This is a genomic window from Rhizobium sp. B230/85, from assembly GCF_019355735.1.
GTDB classification, from domain to species: Bacteria; Pseudomonadota; Alphaproteobacteria; order Rhizobiales; family Rhizobiaceae; genus Rhizobium; species Rhizobium rhododendri.
In genome coordinates this window covers 170,063-189,455 of record NZ_CP072159.1, presented here as the reverse complement: position 1 = coordinate 189,455, position 19,393 = coordinate 170,063, and the positions used below count along the sequence as shown (strand labels likewise).

Annotated in this window: 19 protein-coding genes and 1 pseudogene; 12 read left to right on the top strand and 8 right to left on the bottom strand. The window is 59.0% G+C overall.

Features of this window, described 5'->3' with window-relative positions; all coding sequences use genetic code 11:
• Nucleotides 1–25 precede the first annotated feature (25 nt).
• The 7 genes from J5289_RS27560 to traA form a co-directional block, all read right to left on the bottom strand.
• Nucleotides 26–1,252, bottom strand: coding sequence for a hypothetical protein (locus J5289_RS27560; protein WP_247750836.1), 1,227 nt, complete (start codon nt 1,250–1,252; stop codon nt 26–28).
• 206 nt (nt 1,253–1,458) lie between these two features.
• Complete coding sequence (locus J5289_RS27555; RefSeq protein ID WP_209207935.1) at nt 1,459–2,508, bottom strand: class I SAM-dependent methyltransferase; 1,050 nt, start codon at nt 2,506–2,508, stop codon at nt 1,459–1,461.
• Between the two features lie 225 nt (nt 2,509–2,733).
• Nucleotides 2,734–3,471, bottom strand: a complete 738-nt coding sequence (locus J5289_RS27550) for a LuxR family transcriptional regulator (RefSeq protein ID WP_209207920.1) — start codon at nt 3,469–3,471, stop codon at nt 2,734–2,736.
• 128 nt (nt 3,472–3,599) lie between these two features.
• Nucleotides 3,600–4,232 (bottom strand): TraH family protein, encoded by a 633-nt coding sequence (locus J5289_RS27545; protein ID WP_209207921.1) that lies wholly within the window; start codon nt 4,230–4,232, stop codon nt 3,600–3,602.
• A 4-nt stretch (nt 4,233–4,236) separates the two neighbouring features.
• Nucleotides 4,237–5,334 carry a conjugal transfer protein TraB gene (locus J5289_RS27540; RefSeq protein ID WP_247750837.1) on the bottom strand — a complete coding sequence of 366 codons (1,098 nt, stop codon included), beginning with the start codon at nt 5,332–5,334 and terminating at the stop codon, nt 4,237–4,239.
• Nucleotides 5,335–5,401: 67 nt separating this feature from the next.
• Entirely contained in the window at nt 5,402–5,932 is a 531-nt protein-coding gene (gene traF / locus J5289_RS27535) for a conjugative transfer signal peptidase TraF (RefSeq protein ID WP_209207923.1), read from the bottom strand.
• Nucleotides 5,929–9,231, bottom strand: a complete 3,303-nt coding sequence (gene traA, locus J5289_RS27530; protein WP_209207936.1) for a Ti-type conjugative transfer relaxase TraA — start codon at nt 9,229–9,231, stop codon at nt 5,929–5,931. The genes traF and traA overlap by 4 nt, the downstream gene beginning before the upstream one ends.
• Before the next feature lie 255 nt (nt 9,232–9,486).
• Between traA and traC the strand changes: the two genes are divergently transcribed.
• From traC to J5289_RS27500, 6 genes and pseudogenes are all read left to right on the top strand, one after another.
• Nucleotides 9,487–9,783: a conjugal transfer protein TraC gene (gene traC / locus J5289_RS27525; RefSeq protein WP_209207924.1), complete on the top strand. Its 297-nt coding sequence runs from the start codon at nt 9,487–9,489 to the stop codon at nt 9,781–9,783.
• Nucleotides 9,784–9,787: 4 nt separating this feature from the next.
• Nucleotides 9,788–10,003 (top strand): type IV conjugative transfer system coupling protein TraD, encoded by a 216-nt coding sequence (gene traD, locus J5289_RS27520; RefSeq protein WP_209207925.1) that lies wholly within the window; start codon nt 9,788–9,790, stop codon nt 10,001–10,003.
• 43 nt (nt 10,004–10,046) lie between these two features.
• Nucleotides 10,047–11,906 carry a Ti-type conjugative transfer system protein TraG gene (gene traG, locus J5289_RS27515; RefSeq protein WP_374108615.1) on the top strand — a complete coding sequence of 620 codons (1,860 nt, stop codon included), beginning with the start codon at nt 10,047–10,049 and terminating at the stop codon, nt 11,904–11,906.
• A 56-nt stretch (nt 11,907–11,962) separates the two neighbouring features.
• On the top strand, nt 11,963–12,388 hold the full coding sequence (locus J5289_RS27510) for a thermonuclease family protein (protein ID WP_247750838.1): 426 nt from the start codon (nt 11,963–11,965) through the stop codon (nt 12,386–12,388).
• 99 nt (nt 12,389–12,487) lie between these two features.
• Complete coding sequence (locus J5289_RS27505; RefSeq protein ID WP_209207927.1) at nt 12,488–12,745, top strand: WGR domain-containing protein; 258 nt, start codon at nt 12,488–12,490, stop codon at nt 12,743–12,745.
• A gap of 91 nt (nt 12,746–12,836) precedes the next feature.
• Nucleotides 12,837–13,114 (top strand): annotated as a pseudogene (locus J5289_RS27500) (HU family DNA-binding protein).
• Nucleotides 13,115–13,157: 43 nt separating this feature from the next.
• Here J5289_RS27500 and J5289_RS27495 read toward each other — a convergent pair.
• Nucleotides 13,158–13,466: a DUF736 domain-containing protein gene (locus J5289_RS27495; protein ID WP_209207928.1), complete on the bottom strand. Its 309-nt coding sequence runs from the start codon at nt 13,464–13,466 to the stop codon at nt 13,158–13,160.
• Between the two features lie 778 nt (nt 13,467–14,244).
• Between J5289_RS27495 and J5289_RS27490 the strand changes: the two genes are divergently transcribed.
• The 6 genes from J5289_RS27490 (at nt 14,245) to J5289_RS27465 (ending at nt 18,959) form a co-directional block, all read left to right on the top strand.
• Nucleotides 14,245–15,150 (top strand): DMT family transporter, encoded by a 906-nt coding sequence (locus tag J5289_RS27490; protein ID WP_209207929.1) that lies wholly within the window; start codon nt 14,245–14,247, stop codon nt 15,148–15,150.
• A 450-nt stretch (nt 15,151–15,600) separates the two neighbouring features.
• Nucleotides 15,601–15,993 (top strand): hypothetical protein, encoded by a 393-nt coding sequence (locus tag J5289_RS27485; protein WP_247750840.1) that lies wholly within the window; start codon nt 15,601–15,603, stop codon nt 15,991–15,993.
• A 210-nt stretch (nt 15,994–16,203) separates the two neighbouring features.
• Nucleotides 16,204–16,614, top strand: a complete 411-nt coding sequence (locus J5289_RS27480; RefSeq protein ID WP_209207931.1) for a SyrB-like regulator — start codon at nt 16,204–16,206, stop codon at nt 16,612–16,614.
• A 143-nt stretch (nt 16,615–16,757) separates the two neighbouring features.
• Nucleotides 16,758–17,360 carry a hypothetical protein gene (locus tag J5289_RS27475; protein WP_209207932.1) on the top strand — a complete coding sequence of 201 codons (603 nt, stop codon included), beginning with the start codon at nt 16,758–16,760 and terminating at the stop codon, nt 17,358–17,360.
• A 27-nt stretch (nt 17,361–17,387) separates the two neighbouring features.
• Nucleotides 17,388–17,798, top strand: coding sequence for a hypothetical protein (locus tag J5289_RS27470; RefSeq protein WP_209207933.1), 411 nt, complete (start codon nt 17,388–17,390; stop codon nt 17,796–17,798).
• A 36-nt stretch (nt 17,799–17,834) separates the two neighbouring features.
• Nucleotides 17,835–18,959 (top strand): IS5 family transposase, encoded by a 1,125-nt coding sequence (locus tag J5289_RS27465; protein WP_209208106.1) that lies wholly within the window; start codon nt 17,835–17,837, stop codon nt 18,957–18,959.
• Nucleotides 18,960–19,393: the final 434 nt, after the last annotated feature.

Here is a 19,393-nt window from a genome sequence, read left to right as displayed (position 1 = left end):
GCCGCCACAATCGGGCTTAAAAAACCTACGCCCATCGCCACTCCGCGGACGCAGCGTGAATTGCCTGGGTCCTGATATGCGCGGACAACTTAGACCAAATCGGATCGCCGGTGAAACTGGCCAGGTCACCAGCAGCATCCTGCAGCGACACAGAACCATAGTTGGCAGCCAGCTCCAACGGAGCGCCATTCTCTTCAACTTCCTTAAATGGATCGCCGTCCTTCGGACGCAAGACCCGGTGCCCCCACACACCCGGCCGCCCGTCGGCTCGCAGCGCGTCAAGCAGTTCCCGCTCGCCGACGGCTCCGAGTGCCGCGGCAACAAGGTATCGCATGAGGGGGTAGTACACGGTCTGCCGGCATCCGCCGAGAACACGAATGCCAGGCAAGATCGACGTCACCAGAAACGTCGTTAGCAGATTGGGTACGAGTTTGCGTTGCCGCAATGAGGTTGCGATGCTTTCAGGATCGAACCTCACCTCCCAGATCGGTGGCCCTTCCCCTGTAAGAACGCCTCCCTGCAAACGCAGGGGGAAAATCCTTCCATCTTCCAAGCCCCAGAAGAAATCGGTTGTCTGGCGTATCCATCCTGTCCACGGACCAGCATTCAGCTGCTCGATCGCCCGCAGTAGGCGTTCCGCGAAGAAGCCATCGCCCGCAAAGCGAGTTGACATCCACGACGCGCTATCCTCGAAATGGTCCGCCACAAGATCGGCAACATCGATGTCGTCAAATTGCAGCAGTCTGAGAGACGAAGGAAACGATCTCCGCCACAGGACTTGATTTGCAGCCTTGATCGCTTCAGCTGCCGACGAAAATTCGGTATCGGGCAAAATAGCCTTCAGCCGAGCGACAGCGGCTTTGCCGGATCCGGCGTTTTGCCGGGAAAGTGCAAACCGGTACGGCCCATTGAGACCGCAAATACTGTAAGGCTGCATGCGGCTTCGAGACAAGCCAAACACATTCACCAGCTCGCCGTCAACCGAGAGCCAGCCGGGGCCCTTTTTAGATCTCTCTACGAACTTCACCGTTGAAGAGCTGTAGCAGATATGCCACCGCTGTCCGTGCGCGGTGAGGCCAAGAGCGCTGAATAGATGTGTGTAGAAGGCGTCCGGCTCGATCAGCAAATGGCAGTGAGGACCGCTTTGCATCACCGGCAAAGCCGCTATTTGGCGGCTTGCTTGCTCCGCATCGTCCTTGTGGGCGCCTGCCCTCACTGCTGTCCGCGCGAGAAACGACTGCATCCGGCTCATCGCGTCTCCACGGACAGAACATCGTCCCCGGGAGCCGGCTTCGTAGACTGCGAATGCGTAGTCTTTGAGCGGTCTAGCCCAGAACGGTGTAAGGTCTGGCATTAAAAACGACAATGCCGCCCTTACATCCTCTAGCGCGCTCTGATCGGGCGTGGGCCCGCACAGATCTTTGCTCATCTTCACCTCCCGTATCAGGAACCGACCGTTCAGATCTCAGTGACTATCGACTGCGGTGATCGCCAATGCCAGTCTGCTTCCAATGGCCCGTGTTCGTTATTTACCAGGATCTGCGGCACCGGCTCGTGACAAAACTCTGAAGGAATAGCCGGCTTCACCATCGACATAACAAAATCACGTAAAGAACCGAGCGAATTGGATGAAACGAACGTGTAGAAATTGCCGCTATTCCATGTGATGACGGCGTAGCGGAAGTACGATCGAAGAGCTGATTGCGATGTGACCAGATCGACCTGGAAGTCGACCATCGTGTCCAGAACACCGCGCTTCTTATCGATGATCTGGTCTGCTGAAAAGAACCTCGACTTGAACATCCCATCCTTTTGACGCTCCCGTTCGAGATAGGCCTCGGTATTTTGATGGGTCAGCTTTTGCACCTGCACCAACACACCATTGGGCCGGAGCCGGGGCGCTATGAAGCCGGTCTGATTGTCGCGATCCCGTCCATACATCTGGAAGGTCGTATCTTCGAACAGCACATCATATCCGTCCTGGAAAGGCCGAAGATTTACATCCGTCGCATACCGTTCATCATCCAGTTCGAAGAATGGCCCGTGGTAAAAGTGGGCATCGTCGCTGCCTCTCCGGGCGAAAAAGCAGACGCGATTGCCGTCCGTGGGACTGCAATTGAGGGTTTTCAGGCGCCCGTCACCCAGTCTTGCCAATGATCGTGCGAGAGTGCCGGCGCCCGCTCCGAGCGTATAGATCGTCGCAGCCTTTCCGCTGCGCGCCCATGCCTTCTGTCCAAACAGAAGGATCGCGGCAGCCAGGCGGCACTCCTCTTCCAGCCGATAAGGGATGCTTGAAAAATAATGGCTGTCGAAATGTCCCCACAAACGCCGATGCGTGTCCCAGAAGGTCATACAATCGAGGTCGAACGACAGGAGATCCATCTGCGGTTCCGGCGTCGCCAGATCCGGCGTCCCTCCCAGTCCGCTTGCGGTTCTTTCGAAGAAGGTTGCGAATGACGTAAGGCGCGGAGCCTTTCGCCAGGCCTCGATTATCTTGTTATCCGCCACAGCGCGATCCTCGTTGTTGAGCCAAACGACAGTGGCGCCCTGAACCGGTTCCGGCACAGGCTTCGCCGGCACTGCCGGCGTCCTCCGCGAAGGCATTCTCGCGGCTGTCTTGATCGCTTAGAGGTGGTTGATGTGAGACCCTGACGCAATCTGGCGATTTCAACAGATTGACTCGCAACTTTAAGTTATATCGAAGGGTGAGGAGATGACCGGAAGAGCAAGCTTTCAGACCTGAATTATTTCAAGATAGCTTGCCCTTGCGACAGCCTGATAGATCGTTGCAGTCCCGAGTTTGCGTTTGGCAAGATTGAGGTAGAGCCGCACCGCACTCTCCGAAATCTGCAACGTCGCGGCGATACGTTTCGAAACGATGCCGCCTGCCAGCAGTTGAAGGCACTCCTGCTCACGCCTGGATAGCTTCCGGTACCCGCCATGCTTTCGCAGACCCGATACGGAGAACGCCTTCTCGTGCAAAAAATGGGACAGAACCTGAAGGTCGGGGCTGGTCGATGTCCGTAACGTTAGCCACTCGGATCTCGGCAAATTCGACGTTGCCGAAAGGAGGCTACGTTCACCGCCCGGACCTCGGACAGGGATCGTCAGCCCCTGCCGTCCAATGTCAAAGGACACCGCCTCTTTGAAAAAGCTGCGGGCTCGCGGCGATCGTCGGTCAAGATTTGACCAATCGACAGGCAGAAAGCCGGTGCGGCTGAGGTCTATGACAGGGTCAATCGCGAAATGGTTTCTATCAAGATAAACGGACGTCCATTCCTCAGGATATGTCGTGCAATAGAAGGGATAGGCGTCCGTGGAGGTTGCGCGACGGACCACCAAAAACGCTAGATGTGAAAATTGGTATCGATCTCGAATGGCAGCAACGGCAACACTAAAATCAGGTCCGCTGCCGACCCTTCGCAACATCCTCAACGACCAGGACAATGCTGACTGTTGTCGATCTTTCATTGGGTTCCTTTCGAGCGGCATACCGGCATATGTTCTCCACAAATTCGAGGATCTGCGGCATGCCCCCCGTGTATTGGTGTTTACTGACGAACGATCGGCGCTTCACCAATGGCGTCGTGGCATATGGCCTATCTGGAGCTCCCGATTCCCGAGAGATCGACACGCATCCCTGCTTTGCTAGGATCGCTTGCACCGTCGGATGGTGGAGCATCCCGGCCTCCAAGGTCTTGCGGCTTCCCATCTGTGCGCATGGGCGGCTCGATATCCTGATCGTCTTCTTTCGGCTCCGCGAGTCTTACCGCGCCCGGATCGGTCGCAGTAAAAACGGCCTTTCCCTCGAAGTACCCCGTCTGCCATGCGATGATCGCGTCATCGAAGACCTGCGGCAGAACATCTTTGGCTGTCGGGTTTCCATACCACCTGGTGACGATCCGATAGACCTTGCCGAATAGTGCCGTTCCCATCCGGATGTTTTCACAGGGCTCGATCAGATCCGGCTTCAACTGACCTGCCTCGATGAGGCCCAGCCCAGCGGGATATTGTGTGATACCGACACGCACTGTATTGCGGCCGAGATTGTTTCGGATCAGTGAGAGGGCTTCATCCGGCGTCGTGGGTTTCGGCACAAGCACAACCCGCTTGCCGGACCGTACGGTCACGGCAAGCGGGTCCTGCGACCCTGCCCGCTCGATAAACATCTCGACGATCTCAAGCTTTAGAGTCTTGTCGGCGCACTGCTGAATAAGGGCGGCATCAATCATCTGGTCACTCCTGCGGGTTCTGATTGTAGGCCGTGACGATCGGCACGCCGAACAGCCGCGCCCATGCGGCAGCGCTGGCCTTCTGGATGGCAATGATCGACGTGCCTGATGTCCACCAGCCATTGCCGGTCGCCACGATGACGTCTGGCGCTTGAAGCATCGATTGAAGGATCGGCCAGAGAATGAGCTGCTCATAGCAGATCAGCAGAGCCATCCTCATGCCGGCAACCCCGATCACCGGATTGGCAAAAAAATGAGCATGCGCGCCGCCGCCCTCGCCCATCAAGACCCGCCACGGTTGCCACATCGACAACGGGACCGGCATGCGCTCGCGATAAAGGATACGGGCCTTGCTGGCCGAGATGGAAACCATGACGTTGTCGTAACCAGCAGCATCGGTGACCGCCGCACCTGCGATCACGACGATGCCGGATCCCAGCAAACCATGCTGCCAGACTCGTGCAACGGTCGGCGTCCAGAAACCAAGCGCGCTCTCAGGCAAAACCACGAAACGGGACTCTCCGGCCTTTGCCCTGACCGCTGCGATCAGATCACTATGATAGCTGAGCGAGTTGTCTCGACCGAGATTTTGCCCGAGTGCAAGGTCGACCCCTTTCCAGCTGTCTGCTACCTTTGGCTGCGTCCGGTCCGTGGCGGACCAGGCGTATAGTCCCAACAGGACTGCGACCGCGATTTGCCACCGTCGACCGGTCATGACGACCAAAAGGATTGCGGTCGCTCCAAGACCAAACCATCCCCAACCCGGGAGCAGGACGCCGGCTGCCGTCAGCGGATGCGCCCAGCCGGCAATCCCGAAGGGCGGCACACCCGTCAGCACCATGACGAGCAAATACCGCACGCCCCTTCTCTTTTCCGGATGCCCTATCCAGAGGACGGCATGCACGAGGGTAAAGCTTGACGACGCCATTGCCCAAAGCAGGAGGCCCGGCCGGAGATCTGCGGCATAAAAGTTCGCGACACCCTGCGGCAAACCTCTGGATGCGGCGAGGAAATATGCTGCCGACACGGCACCCGCGACCAGCCGTGATGGTGACTGCGCCCAAAGCAGCGGAAGGATCATCGCGATAGGGAGGGTTATCATATTTCCCCTCCAGGCGACCGCGCCCACCGCGACCGACAGCCCGATCAGGATCGCCCCACGCAATCGGTCATGGCCCGAAGGTGAGGATTGGCCTGGCAAGTCCGAGGAGGCCGCTGTCGGGGACCGGTCCAAAATATCTGGAGTCATAGGAACTCGCAAAGGATGAGTGGAGGAACACGTGACCCGGCGGCACAACGCCCCCGGAATAGGGGATGATCGGACGGCCCTGCCCGTCGCTCTCGCGGATGCGGGACTCGTCGAGAACAGCACTGTCGATCTTAACAGTGTCGCCGACTGCGATGTGCTGGCCAGGAAGCGCTACGACGGTCTTGATGAGGGGCGCAAAACAGCCCGCGCACAGTCCGCGCCGGAGATAACCGCGCTGCCATGCCTCATGGAACCGCGGCGTAGGGGGAGGGCAGATGAACACAAGATCGCCAACGAGGGGGGCTCGGCTCAACGGCTCGATACGCCAGATTCCAAGTGGTTCGCTCGGCGTCAGGTTCAGCCTGATGCCGCCGACAAGAGCGATCCCTGCAAGAGCCACCAATAGGCTCGCGGCAGTGTTGACGAAGACGATCGCCCCTCGCCTGCTCATTGCTTGATCACCGGCGTCTGACGCTGAGCGAGCTTCAGGTCCTCCACCTGCTTCAGCGTTGTCACTGTGCGTTCATGGGCCGCGAGCTGCTGGGCTGTGCGCATCACCGGCCAGGCTTCTTTGAGCCGCGCCTTCTCCTGAGGTGCCAGCCCCTCTGAGAGTTTGTCGAACAGCTGGCCGTCGGGGGTGCGGGCTGAGTTTGCCAGCAGCGTGCGCTCGCCGAAGCGCTCGGCCACAGCCTTGTTGAGACCATCGATCTCAACCTTGGTCTCGCGGTTGCTGAGTGCGTATGCCGCAGCAGTGGGAAGATCGTTGCGGTCGATCGCGTCCCGTACCCGCTCCAGCACGGTCTGCGCCGCCGGCGACAGCGCCGGGATGTCGATTGACACGCGTTCGCGCATCGTCTTCTCCTCATCCTCGATCCGCTGCACGGCGGCCTCGCGGATCCGAAGGTAGGTTTCGATGTCGCGCTGCAGCGCGGGAGCGTTGACCTCCGCAACGCGGCGGGCCTCTCGGTCAGACTTGCTGGTGAGAATACCGGTCATTCCCTTGAGCGGTCCGATCGACGCAGGCTCGGTCGCAAGCTTGTCGAGCGTCTGCATTGCCACCTGTTTGTCGGCGAGGACAATGTCGAAGTTCATCGCGCGGAAGGCGGTCTCTGGATCGGCGAACACATAGCGGAAGCGCGTCGACACCTCCTCCCATTGCTTCTTCACTGCAGGATCGTTGGCAACCTTCTGATCAACGGCGTCGCTTAGGGGGAGCGGGAACAGTTTTACGCCTGACACCATCGGGCGGGTCTCCTTGGTCGTTTGGGTTTTCAGGGTTTGCAGCAGGCCGAGGCGTTCGCCAACTGCTCGAAGACGGACAGCCAGATCGGAAAACTTCGACTTCTGGCGCAGCGTCCAGTCCAGCCGGTCGCGCAGCAAGGTCCGGGCGACCTGGACGATGTGCAGGCCACGGTTTTGAGCAAAGGCGAGCGCCGGGCGGTAGAGACCGCTCCGCTCGTAGTCGAGCGTGGTCTCCTTTGCGTTTCTGCGCGACAGGATCTGCGTCAGGCCGCCTGCCTTGGAGAAGGAACGTCTGCCGTAATAGAGTGCCAGATCCTCGCGGTGGCGGGTCATCGCGACATAGGTGAGATGACGATCAAGCGAGAGGCTTGCCAGCAGCTTCACCCGATCGACCGTTGCGCCCTGGCTCTTGTGGATCGTGGTGGCATAGCCGTGATCGAGATTGTTGTAGAAGCGCTGCTCGACCGACACCTGACGCCGATGATCGCCCTCGCCCACCACGACGGAAATCCGGTTCCACGTGGCCTCTACGACACAGCCGATCATTCCATTCTTGACGCCAAGCGAGCCTTCGTTTTTGAGGAAGACGATCTGGTCGCCGGCGTCGAAATGCCGGAGGCCATCTGCGGTTCTGAAGGCATGGCCTTCACTGAGGATGCCGCGCTCGACCAGCTTCTCGCGGGCCATCACGTTCAGCGTGCGAACGTCACGGCGCAGGTGCGCCAGCATCAACATGGACTTTGCCGGATCGTAGTCACGGTTCCAGTCAGCGATCAGATGTTCGACGGCCTGAGCCTTCAGTTCCGAGCCAAGCACCCGGCCCTCTGAACAATAGGCGGCGAGCGCTTCGCCAACGCGGCCGCGTGCCAGATCGAGCGAGGCCTTTCGCATCCAGTCCTCGCGCTGGCGATAAATAGTTTCGAGTTCGGCATAACCGACTCGATCTGCAATGGCGCGAAACGCAGCACCCGCTTCGATCGGCTGAAGCTGCTCGGGGTCGCCGACAAGCACAAGCTTGGCACCGGTCTTGACCACGGCCTCGACGAACCCGGCCATCTGTCTGGACGCGACCATACCGGCCTCGTCCATGACGAATACTGTTTTGGCATCGAGCGTGTCGCGGTCCTTCTTCCAGCGCAGTTCCCACGAAGCCAGCGTGCGGCTCTGGATCCCTGCTTCTTTCTCCAGGCCCTCTGCCGCCTTTCCGGCAAGCGCTCCACCGACGACGCGATATCCGCCGAGTTCCCAGGCTTCGCGCGCCGCCTTCATCATCGTGGTCTTGCCCGCACCCGCACGCCCGACGACGGCCGTGATTCGGGCGGAACCGGCGACGTGCTCGATCGCTGCTCGCTGCTCATCCGACAGGCGGACGTGGCGCGCGAAGGTCGCCTCCAGCACCGTCTTGGAAACACCATGGGTATCCCGCTCGGACAGCCAGAGGGATCGCCGGGCCATCTCCGCTTCCAGCCGAATCAGCTCGCGCGTGGTGTATCGCGACGGCAGTCTTTGTCCAGTCGCGGACTCGATTGTGTCCCGCTGCAGACGCAGGGTTTCAGGACTTTGGAGGATGCGTGCCAGGAGCTGTTGGAAAATGCCGGGATCATCGACATAGCGATGCAGCACCTTCGCCACATCCTGGATGTCAAAGACGCTTTTCTCACGGGTGATCAGGTCAAGCACAATGCCCGGACTCCGAACAATCCGGCGGACATTCTCACTACGCCGCTGCTCGTTCAACTCGATCCGCTCGAGCTCTGGACGCACACCCCGGCTTTCCGCCTTCCGCTCGATCGCCTTGGCGCCGACGCCGAGATGGATGGTCGGCTCAAGCTCGATGCCCTGCTTCTCGTAGGAGCGACCATCAATGCGAAGATCGATACCACCCAGTGCCAGGTGGTGGTTCTGACGTTCGAACCATCCATCCCGCAGCTTATTGAAGTCATCCGTCGATCCGGCCCAGAGCTCGTAGACGATCTTGCCGGAGTTGGTACGGAGAGGCTGGCCGTCCTCGCCAATGACCGCGACTTTCTTCGCCCCAAAACCATCTTCGGTCAGCGGGCGCAATGTCGTCATCAGGTGGATGTGCGGATTGCCGGGATTGTCGTGATAGACCCAATCGGCAACCATGCCCTTGGCGAGGATGTGTCTTTCCACGAAGTCGCGAACCAACGCGATGTTCTGCTCCGGCGTGAGCTCAAGCGGAAGAGCGATGGTCAGGTCCCGGGCAAGCTGCGCGTCGGAGCGCTTCTCGAACGTCTCGACCTTGTTCCAGAAGGCTTCGACGGCTCCCGAAACCGAGCGGTCGGCAATCATTGCCCGTGCCCATTTCGGGGCATCAGCGGGAAGCACAAACTCTTCGTGCAGCAGACCCTGCTTGAGGGTGTAGTCGATGGTGCGGGCTTCGCGCTCGTATTCCATCTTCGCGCAGTGCCGGTATGCCGCAGACAGCACGGCAATGCGGCCGTCTCCACGGCTGACGATACCGGCTGAGAAATGGGCGATGGCCACGACGTAAAACACTCCCGGTTCGAACCTTCGTTCGTCTGGAGCGGCAGTTCAGTCGGCCCCGCCAGGGCCTCGAGCAACTCGTCGTGTCAACGACGTATAACTGCGCCCTTGGAACCGCTCCTTCGGAACGGCGGGATCATCCACCAAAGCAACGGCTTTGCCGATCTGCAGATCTGCAGATTCCCTTTGTCGAGCATCCGGGGAATTCTTGGCGTCGCAATGGCAACGCCAAGGACCCCAAGGAGATCGTCCGGAATGAAGAAGCCATCATCCAGAATCAGGGAAGAAATCGCCAGATTGCAGGACCAGTTGAGGGCGGCCGAAACACGCGAGGCCGAACGCATTGGCAGGATCGCGCTGAAAGCCGGCATTGGTGAGATCGAGATCGACGAGACAGAGCTTCAGATAGCCTTTGAGGAGATTGCAGGACGGTTTCGCGGAGGCAAAACGGCTTCGACGGAAAAGAAAAACGGCGGGGACGCCCGAGCCGGCAGTGGCGCGTCGGCGTCGAACGTGTCTGGCACGGATGCGGGCGGATCTAGTGAGGCTTGATCGGATGGCGAAGGGGATGACGACAGAAGCTCGAAAGAGGGACACGCGCGAAAAAATCGAGCTCGGCGGGCTGATCGTAAAGGCGGGCTTGCGCTACGAGAAACGAGCGCTGCTACTCGGCCTGCTGCTCGAAGCCAGCCACCGGATCAAAGGCAATGAAGCCGAGCGAGCTCGCCTGACTGCGATCGGCGCGGAGGCGTTCGGCAATGACCGCGAATAGGCTGCTTCGCGGGATTCTACCGGCGCTCATTATGTTGATCGCAATGGCCTTGACAACAGGCATGGAGCACAAGCTTGCGGCGTTAGGGACCAGCCCGGAGGCGAAGCTTTTCCTCGGCCGCGTGGGGCTCGCCCTACCCTACATCGCCGCCGCCGCCGTCGGCGTTATCTCGCTGTTTGCGGCGAACGGGTCGCCGAATATCAAGGCAGCCGCACTGAGCGTGCTTGCAGGCAACGGCGCGGTGATCGTCATCGCGGTTGTGCGGGAAGCAATCCGGCTCGCCGGCATAGCCAGCAGCGCACCAGCGGGACAATCAGCTCTCGCTTATACCGATCCGGCGACGATGGTCGGCGCGAGCGCCGCATTGTTCGGCGGGTTGTTTGCCTTGCGCGTTGCGATCAAAGGCAACGCTGCGTTTGCACAATCCGGCCCGACGCGGATTGGAGGCAAGAGGGCCGTGCATGGCGACGCCAGCTGGATGGGTATGGCGGAGGCCGGAAAACTGTTCCCCGATACGGGCGGCATCGTCATCGGCGAGCGATACCGCGTCGATCGCGACAGTGTTGCGGCGATGGCGTTCCGCACGGACGATCCGCACAGCTGGGGTGACGGCGGGAAGTCCCCGCTGCTCTGCTTCGACGGTTCGTTCGGCTCATCGCACGGTATCGTCTTTGCCGGCTCTGGCGGTTTCAAGACGACATCGGTCACGATCCCGACCGCGCTCAAATGGGGCGGAGGGCTCGTCGTGCTCGATCCGTCGAGCGAGGTCGCGCCGATGGTCGTCGAGCACCGACGCAAAGCCGGCCGCAAGGTGATCGTGCTGGATCCCGGCGACCGTGCTACCGGGTTCAATGCCCTCGACTGGATCGGCCGCTTCGGCGGCACAAAGGAAGAGGACATCGTCGCGGTCGCGACATGGATCATGACCGACAACGCACGCACCGCCTCGGCCCGCGACGACTTCTTCCGCGCGTCAGCCATGCAGCTGCTGACCGCTCTGATCGCCGATGTCTGCCTGTCCGGAAACACGGACGCAAAGGACCAGACGCTGCGCCGTGTCCGCGCCAATCTATCCGAGCCTGAGCCGAAACTGCGCGAGCGGCTGACGCGGATCTACGAGCAGTCGGAATCCACCTTCGTGCGCGAGAACGTTGCCGTGTTCGTCAACATGACGCCGGAGACATTCAGCGGCGTTTACGCCAATGCGGTCAAGGAGACACACTGGCTTTCCTATACGAACTATGCCGCCCTCGTGTCCGGTGACAGTTTCACGACCGACGAGCTGGCGACCGGCATCACCGATATCTTCATCGCACTTGACCTGAAGGTCCTGGAGTCGCATCCGGGACTGGCACGGGTGGTGATCGGCTCCTTCCTCAATGCGATTTATAATCGCAATGGCGAGGTTGCGGGCCGCACCCTGTTTCTACTCGATGAGGTGGCGCGCCTCGGTTATCTGCGTATCTTGGAAACGGCCCGTGACGCCGGACGCAAGTACGGCATCAGTCTGGCACTGATCTTCCAGTCGATCGGCCAGATGCGCCAATCCTATGGCGGTCGTGACGCCAGCTCGAAATGGTTTGAGTCTGCATCGTGGATTTCGTTCGCGGCCATCAACGATCCGGAGACCGCAGAGTACATATCCAAGCGCTGCGGCGACACCACGGTCGAGGTCGACCAGACGAACCGTTCTTCCGGAATGAAGGGATCGTCACGCTCGCGGTCGAAGCAACTCACGCGCCGTCCGCTGATCCTGCCGCACGAGGTCCTGCGCATGCGCGGCGACGAGCAGATCGTCTTCACTGCCGGCAATGCACCATTGCGCTGTGGGCGCGCCATCTGGTTCAGGCGGAACGATATGAGCGCGTCCGTGGGGAAAACCGGTTTCACAGGCAAGCCATAAAAGGGTCGGGAGCAATTGAGACGGATCCCGCACCCGAGAATTAAGGAGACGAGAAGTTGAATATTTTCCCGGCTGCCGCTCTATCTGGCGTGACCATCTGCCTCCTTACATCTGCGCAGTCAGCAGAGCAGCCGACTGGCACGAGTGAAGCATTCTCGATGTGCAAAGGCGCCCACAGGATCACCTGCGTGGTAGATGGCGATACGTTCTGGTTTCGGGGCCAGAAGATCAGAATCGCTGACATCGACACGCCGCAGCTAAGCCCGCCAAGATGCCAACGCGAGCGCGGCCTTGCGGCAAAACAGCGTTTGCTCGATATTCTGAATTCCGGTCCGCTCTCGTTCAAGATGATAGCCAGAGATAAAGATCGATACGGCCGGAAGCTCAGGATCGTCTATCGCGATCGGAGATCGGTCGGCGATATTCTCGTCGCCGAGGGACTGGCACGGAAGTGGGGAGGGTCGCGCCGGAGTTGGTGCTGATGAAAAGGATGCCGACGGATCAACGTTGTGAATCGCTAATGCCCGTCCGATTCAAAACTGTCATTGGACGGCAAAATCCGAACGCGCGACTCTACTGTGATGATCACGCAGCCCTACCACCTCTATGTCGAGCGTATAGCGCCGGAAAAGAACATGGCTCGGTTCTACGCGCTTGCCATTCAGCCGACATTGTTCGGCGAGGTGTCGCTGGTGCGCGCCTGGGGCCGGATTGGAACGCGCGGGCAGCAGATGGTGCATTTGTTCGATAGCGAGAGTCAGGCCGTCAGTCTGTTCCTCGATGTCCTTCGCGAAAAGCGCAAACGTGGCTACAAGCCGAAACCACCTGTGGACATCTAGCGGATCTGACCCGCGTCCCAATCGTTGCCGATGACAACGCCGTCATAAGCTGGCACGGATTCTTTCTTTGTTAGAACATGCGAGGAAATCCATGACCACCACGAACGAAATCGCCGACAAGATCGCCGTCGACAACGGCCTGACCAAGGTTCAGGCCAAGGGCATCGTCGATCCGTCTTCCAGGCCATCGCCGATGCCGCAGGCTCCGATACTGAAACCTCGATCCCCGGCTTCGGCAAATTTAAGGTGAAAGCTTCGCCGGAGCGCGAGGGTCGCAATCCTGCGACCGGAGAGAAGATGACGGTTGCGGCTTCGAAGAAGCTGACCTTTGCGCCTGCTAAGGCGCTCAAGGATGCACTGAACAAGTGATCCCTGGTGGAGAGCCCCGCCTTGTCGGGCGGGGCATCCGGTATCAGTCCCGGTTCGACCGGGACCAGATGAGGGAGAGGCCTTCCTCGCCTTCGACCTCGATCAGCGTTGCGTAGATCGGGGCTGAAAAGCTCGGATCGTCGAGCTTGACCGAGAGGTAGTCGCGGCCTTCATTGGAGGTCTTCTTCCAGCCTGCGCCGAATTCCGTGGCTCCCGCGAGGATGCGGTAGTCCGGGCCTTTTTCGGAAGTGCGCTCGGCGGCGCGGATCGTTGCCTTGACGTTGAGGTTGAGGGTCTTGATGGTGCCGGAGAAGCCGTTACCGGAAGCGGTGAAAGAGCCGATGGTCGCCATTGTCGTATTCCTTTTCGGTTGTTCGGGCCGCGTCCTTCGCGGCCTCGATGGCAGTCGATAGGACCGGGGACGATCGGCCTGCACCTGAAAGGCCGAAACGAAGTGGAGGACGGCCAGAGGAGAGGCTTTCTTGGTCATCGCGAGGAATGGGCGCTTCAGCGCACAGGGGAAGAAAACGATCCGGCCGTTGCGGATGCCGATCGAGCCGAGCATCTCGAGGCGGTCTTCGGTCAGACATGCCCCATCGAGACCGCAGTGGACGTGCCTGCTGGCCGATCAAGGGGTACGGCAATGGCATCATCTGGTGGCGACCAATGGGAACGGCTGCATAGCGCCAACAGCCCTGATCGTATGGTCGGAGCCAATGACTGCATGTGGGAGGTCGCCGGGAATGGAGCATTGTACCTTCTTGCGTAGCTGATGGCGGCCCAGACCCTGCTGACCTTACCGAGGTCCGCTCCATCTTCTCGTCCGTAGCTTCAGTCGATTTCCAGCATCGCTCAGGTGGCCGCTTTGTCGTGTCGGCGCTAACATCGACGTAGCATGCCAGGTTCGTCGCAGTGGGAAACTGCCCGCCCATCAAGGCTGCGCGCGCCTCATCTCCGCTCCGGCAGCGACCTCGGCGATGATTTTCCAAGTGCTGTGTTCGACATGAGCCCGAAATTACACAGACGCTTCCGTCTGTCAGTTATGCAAAGTCCGACCTTGGCCGAAGCATTGCCACCCCGATCCACGTTAGAGAGGATGAAATATCGTACCCTCTCGAACTGAGACGATCATGACAGACCAAAAGACGGATATTAGAATTGAACTTGCGCTTCTTCTCGCACTCGCAACGCTCTGGGGGGCATCATACACCCTCATCAAAATCGGCGTCGAGACGATCCCACCCGTGACGTTGATCGCCGCTCGCACATTGATTGCCGGCGCGATATTGCTTGCCGTGATCAAGGGACGCGGATTGGCCTTACCAAAGGACTCCGCAACATGGAGACGTTTCCTGTTTCAGGCATGCCTGAATAGCGTTATCCCCTTTACCCTGATCGCTTGGGCGGAACGCACTGTTGATGCCGGGCTTGCCGCGATATTGAATTCTACTACGCCGATCTTCACGTTCCTCTTGCCTGTGCTTATCACACGCCATGAACAGGTGACCGGCGGCAAGCTGTTCGGCGTCATCGCGGGCATTGCCGGCACATGTCTCATCATCGGCATCGAGGCATTTCATGGGCTCGGGGACGAACTACCGGCGCAACTTGCCATCGTGGCCGCCACGGTCTGCTATGCCGGCGCCGCTATCTTCGGACGGGGTTTTAAAGGGCTTGATCCGATGATGCCGGCGGCGGGGTCGCTGATCTGCGGTGCGGTTATCCTCATCCCGGTCAGTCTTGCCGTCGATCATCCTTGGACATTGATGCCATCTGCGGCATCCATCCTCGCCCTGCTTGGCCTCTCGGTGTTTTCGACGGCCCTGGCGTTCGTCATCTATTTCAGGCTGGTTCACACACTCGGTTCGGTCGGAACGACCGCCCAGGCATACCTGCGCGTTCCGATCGGGGTTGGAATTGGGATCATGTTTCTTGGCGAGACCATGACCTCAATTGCCTGGATAGGACTGACCTGCGTCATCGTCGGAGTGGCAGCGATGACCATTCCTGCCCGCAAGCGAGCGCTGGTCGGATAGGGAAGTATGAGCGCCTCCCGGAGCGGCCCTGGTCGTGTGTTGAAGACGTCCGCGCGAAAGACCCCCGCCAGTTGTGCGGAGCACTTCAAACTGGGTGAGTGAGGGGCCGAAACCGACTGCCCGTTACCTGGTTCCACCGTAACCAAAGCGTTATCGCACCCGACTTGGACAGACTTTCCGCGATGTCATTGAAGAGTATTGGCCCGTAGGACAGGGTGGCAACCGCCTCTACGTGGCCGAACGGTTGTCAAGGTTCATTGAGACAGTCTACAATTAAAAATACTGCACTCGGCCCTTGGTTGCAGATTTTGAAACCCAACTCGCCGAAATAGGCGACTTAATTTAAAGCGCTTCTCTTTCCCAGACTGAGGAGTTCACTCTGAAGCCGGGTCAGCCCTTAGTGAATCAACACGCTCACGGATGGGGAAACTAGTGAAGACTTTGGTGGTAATGATAGCTTTGCTGCTTGGCGAAACAACGCTTGCACAGGCAGCTTCATGCGAAGGTAATTTTACGGTGTCGCGTGTGCCTATGCTTACCGCGCTCAGCTACCGCTCATGGCAAGAGTATTCAAAAGCAAGCGCGCCAGTGATTTTGAAAAGATTGGCACAGGGTGTAGCGGCGGAGGGCTTTTCAGGCATCAGGATCAATAAAGAACTCTCATCGATCGACGCGTTTCAGGAAACCAGCGGCAGTGGTAGAGTTCAGACGCTCCGCATCGTCGCACGCCAAAAAGGCTCAGGTGTCAGGGTAGATGTCGTGTTTGACATCCAGGCCGGCCAGCTCACCAGCAAGGATGTTGTCCGCAAAGGAATTTGTAATATCATCAGTGCAGCGCGCTGAGTTAGTGTGTGCCTGCAGGATAATTCTCGCGACAGAATTCCACAAGAACACCCACGCCGAAAAGCAGCATGTACCCCAGACGCCGAAACGGTCATCGCCCATTCCATGAGAATTCGGCCGGATCAGCTTAAACGGAAAGCAATACAGCGGACTCTGTTGACACCAGCTGTCGTGCAGTCGAAAAGAATCTACCCGTACATGGAGATGATAATGGCTGACGAAACCGAAACAGGCGAGCAAATCGATGTTGTAGCTGCGGAGGCTCCAATAGAGGCGCCTGTGTCAAAGAAGCCGCGAGCGCCTCGTCGTTCCAAAGCCGAGATTGACGCAGCTGCAGCTGCAAAGTCACCAAAGGTTCGCAAGAAGAGGACTGCCCAAGGGGAAGTCGCACCGGTGACCACAGCGACGACCGGACGTGCAGCCACGAAGAAAATGGTGGCCAAGGGCCCTGCACAGACCAAGCCTGGCAGTCAGCCGGCAACGTCGCGAGCGCTTGTCACCGCGAGTGATGAGATGGCTGATCTTCTTCAGCTTGAGGAAGACAACAAGAAACTTCGCCAGGCTTTGGCCGAAAAGTTGCGTGCGGAAAATGCTGATCTGCGCAAGCGCCTGGGCGTTTGATCTCGCTGGGAGGTTGTTGGCTGCTCGGGCAATCGATCTCCGTCACTATCCAACAGCCTAGTTTTTAAAATATCCTGGCTCGGCTTTCGAGCCAGGATTGAGTTGTCAGATCGATGCATATCTGTCGCTCAGAAAGAAGCATTATGAAGTCACCTTGGAAATATCTAGCGCAGCTGGTGTCTCGGCAAAGATCCTCCGAGACAGCGGGTGAACAAAGTGCGCCTAATAGCGCTCGCAAGCTTGTCGAAATAGAGCTGCGGCCAGCTACGACTATTCTGCTCTCTTCCCCGGAAGCCACCTCCGAAATTGAGGGAGTGAGGGAGGGCAAGCCTGAAGATCGCGTGACAGCTCCGGTGGCGATCGACAGGGTAATTGATCCCGAGATGCCCGATCTGCGGCCGGACGCTACCTCAGCAGGTAAGTCCGACCTGACAAAGAAAAAAGAGCGGTCCAACGCCGACCCGGTCGACCAGCCGCCCGCGGGGGAGGTTGCTGTTCAGGTGTCCGAGCTTCGGCAGGCAAGGTTGAAGACCGCAAAGAAAGAGCGCATCGGCTCGCTAGTCGAAATTCCTGGCGCCTTCGCGGACTTGCCCATTTCTGCCGCATCTTCGAATAGGGACCCGTTCTTTGAAAACGTCGCAAGCCTGGATGAAGAGATCAAACACCTGAAGGATCTGCTGGTGCGAAAGTTACGTATTCAAAATGCCCAGCTCAGAGAAATGCTCAAGCGCTTCGAACGCTCCTGAATACGCAGACAACAATCAGAGAAGAAAATGAGGACACAGCAGCGCAGTTTCGTCGTCGAGATCAAATCGGCACGCCGACGACTAAAAACACAGCCGAAATCCATCTGGGGCAACACCGATTTCGCGGCTCTGGTGAGGGATACCGAGGCAACCCTTCCGTTTATGCACAACGCCAACTCGGAAACCCCGCTCCGTCGTGAAAACCTGCCAACCGGCCTGGAAAAACAAATCGAAGTCGCCGATGTCAGCGAGGTCGGGGGAGAAACGCACCGGCAATTGCCGGTAATCGATTGCGACCAGATTGAGCGAAATCATCAAGATGCGGTTTCAAATAGTAGTCAGGTCGTCAAGGTGCCGGCCGGTGAGCCGACACGCCAGACAGTAAAGGCGCTTAACAGGATGCGGAAAAAGGCCCTTGCTGTGAACGGACTGCCATGATTCCATGCCTGAGTGATTGGTCGGCAGGAGCAGGACATGCGCGGTAATGATATCCAGACGGCGGGTTTGTTTTCTTATGTGAGCTGCGAAGCCCGGGTTCCGACAAGCCATCCGCTGCGGGCGATCCGCGCGATTGTAGACGAGGCGCTGGAAGTTTTGTCGCCGGATTTCGAGGCGATGTATTCAGCGATCGGCCGTCCGTCGATCCCGCCGGAGAAGCTGCTGCGCGCTCTGTTGTTGCAGGCCTTTTACACGATCCGCTCGGAGCGTCAGCTCATGGAGCAGATGGACTACAATCTGCTGTTCCGCTGGTTCGTCGGCTTGTCGATGGACGCGCCGATCTGGGACGTCACCGTGTTCACCAAGAACCGTGAGCGGCTCTTGGCTGGCGATATCGCCGCCAAGTTTCTGGCCGCGTTGCTGAGCCAGCCGCGGGTGAAAGCATTGCTGTCAGACGACCACTTCTCGGTGGACGGCACCTTGATCGAAGCCTGGGCCAGCATGAAGAGCTTCAAGCCCAAGGACGACACAGATGGTGGCGACACCGACGGCAGCGGCTCTGGCGCTGAAGAGAAACAGCCGCCAGAAGCCAAAGGCCGCAACTCTGAGCGCGATTTCCACGGCGAGAAGCGCAGCAACGCAACCCACGCATCGACCACCGACCCGGACGCCAGGCTTTATAAGAAGGCCCGTGGCCAGGCGGCCAGGCTTTGCCACATGGGCCACGTCACCATGGAAAACCGCAATGGTTTGGTTGTTGACGCCACGCTGACCCATGCGACCGGAACCGCCGAGCGCGAGGCGGCACTGGATATGGTGGGCCGCATGGATGGTCGTCATCGCATCACATTGGCTGCAGACAAAGCCTACGATACGGCCGATTTCGTTGCTGCCTTGCGGGACGCAAAGGTGACGCCACACGTCGCCCAAAACACGACGAACCGACGCTCGGCCATCGACGGTCGCACCACCCATCACCCTGGCTACGCTGTCAGTCAGCGCATTCGCAAGCGTATCGAGGAAGTGTTCGCTTGGGCCAAGACCAGCGGCGGAATGCGTAAGACCCGCCATCGTGGAAAGGATCGCGTCGGCTGGATGTTCACACTGACAGCCACCGCTTATAATCTGGTGAGGCTGCCAAAGCTGCTGGCGACAGCCTAATCGCGCCCGGAATCCGCCGAACCAGGCGGATGACGACAAAATGGGCCGACAACGGCCGCTGAAAAAGCCTCATCACGGCCTGTCTTCGAGCCGTCTAGCCAGGATCGGCGGAAAAATCGGCGCTATTTCCGCGACCTGTTAAGCGTCGTTACACACGTCGCAGATCTGTTGCCGAGGATGCAATCGCAGCGCCCTATGTCATGAGGGCGGTCGACGTAGTCGGGACCCACTCCGATGACTTGGCATTGCTTTCTGACGAAAACCTCCGCCTGAAGCGGCTCCTCGCGGAACAACTGAGGCACCAGAACGCACAGCTTAGGAAAATGCTGGAGCGTTTTGGAATAGGCTCACAAGTAAATTGAAGCCATTCCTGCGTTCTACGATTGACGAACTCGAAATCGTCGTTGCCGCAATTGCGCGCAGCCCGAAGCGGA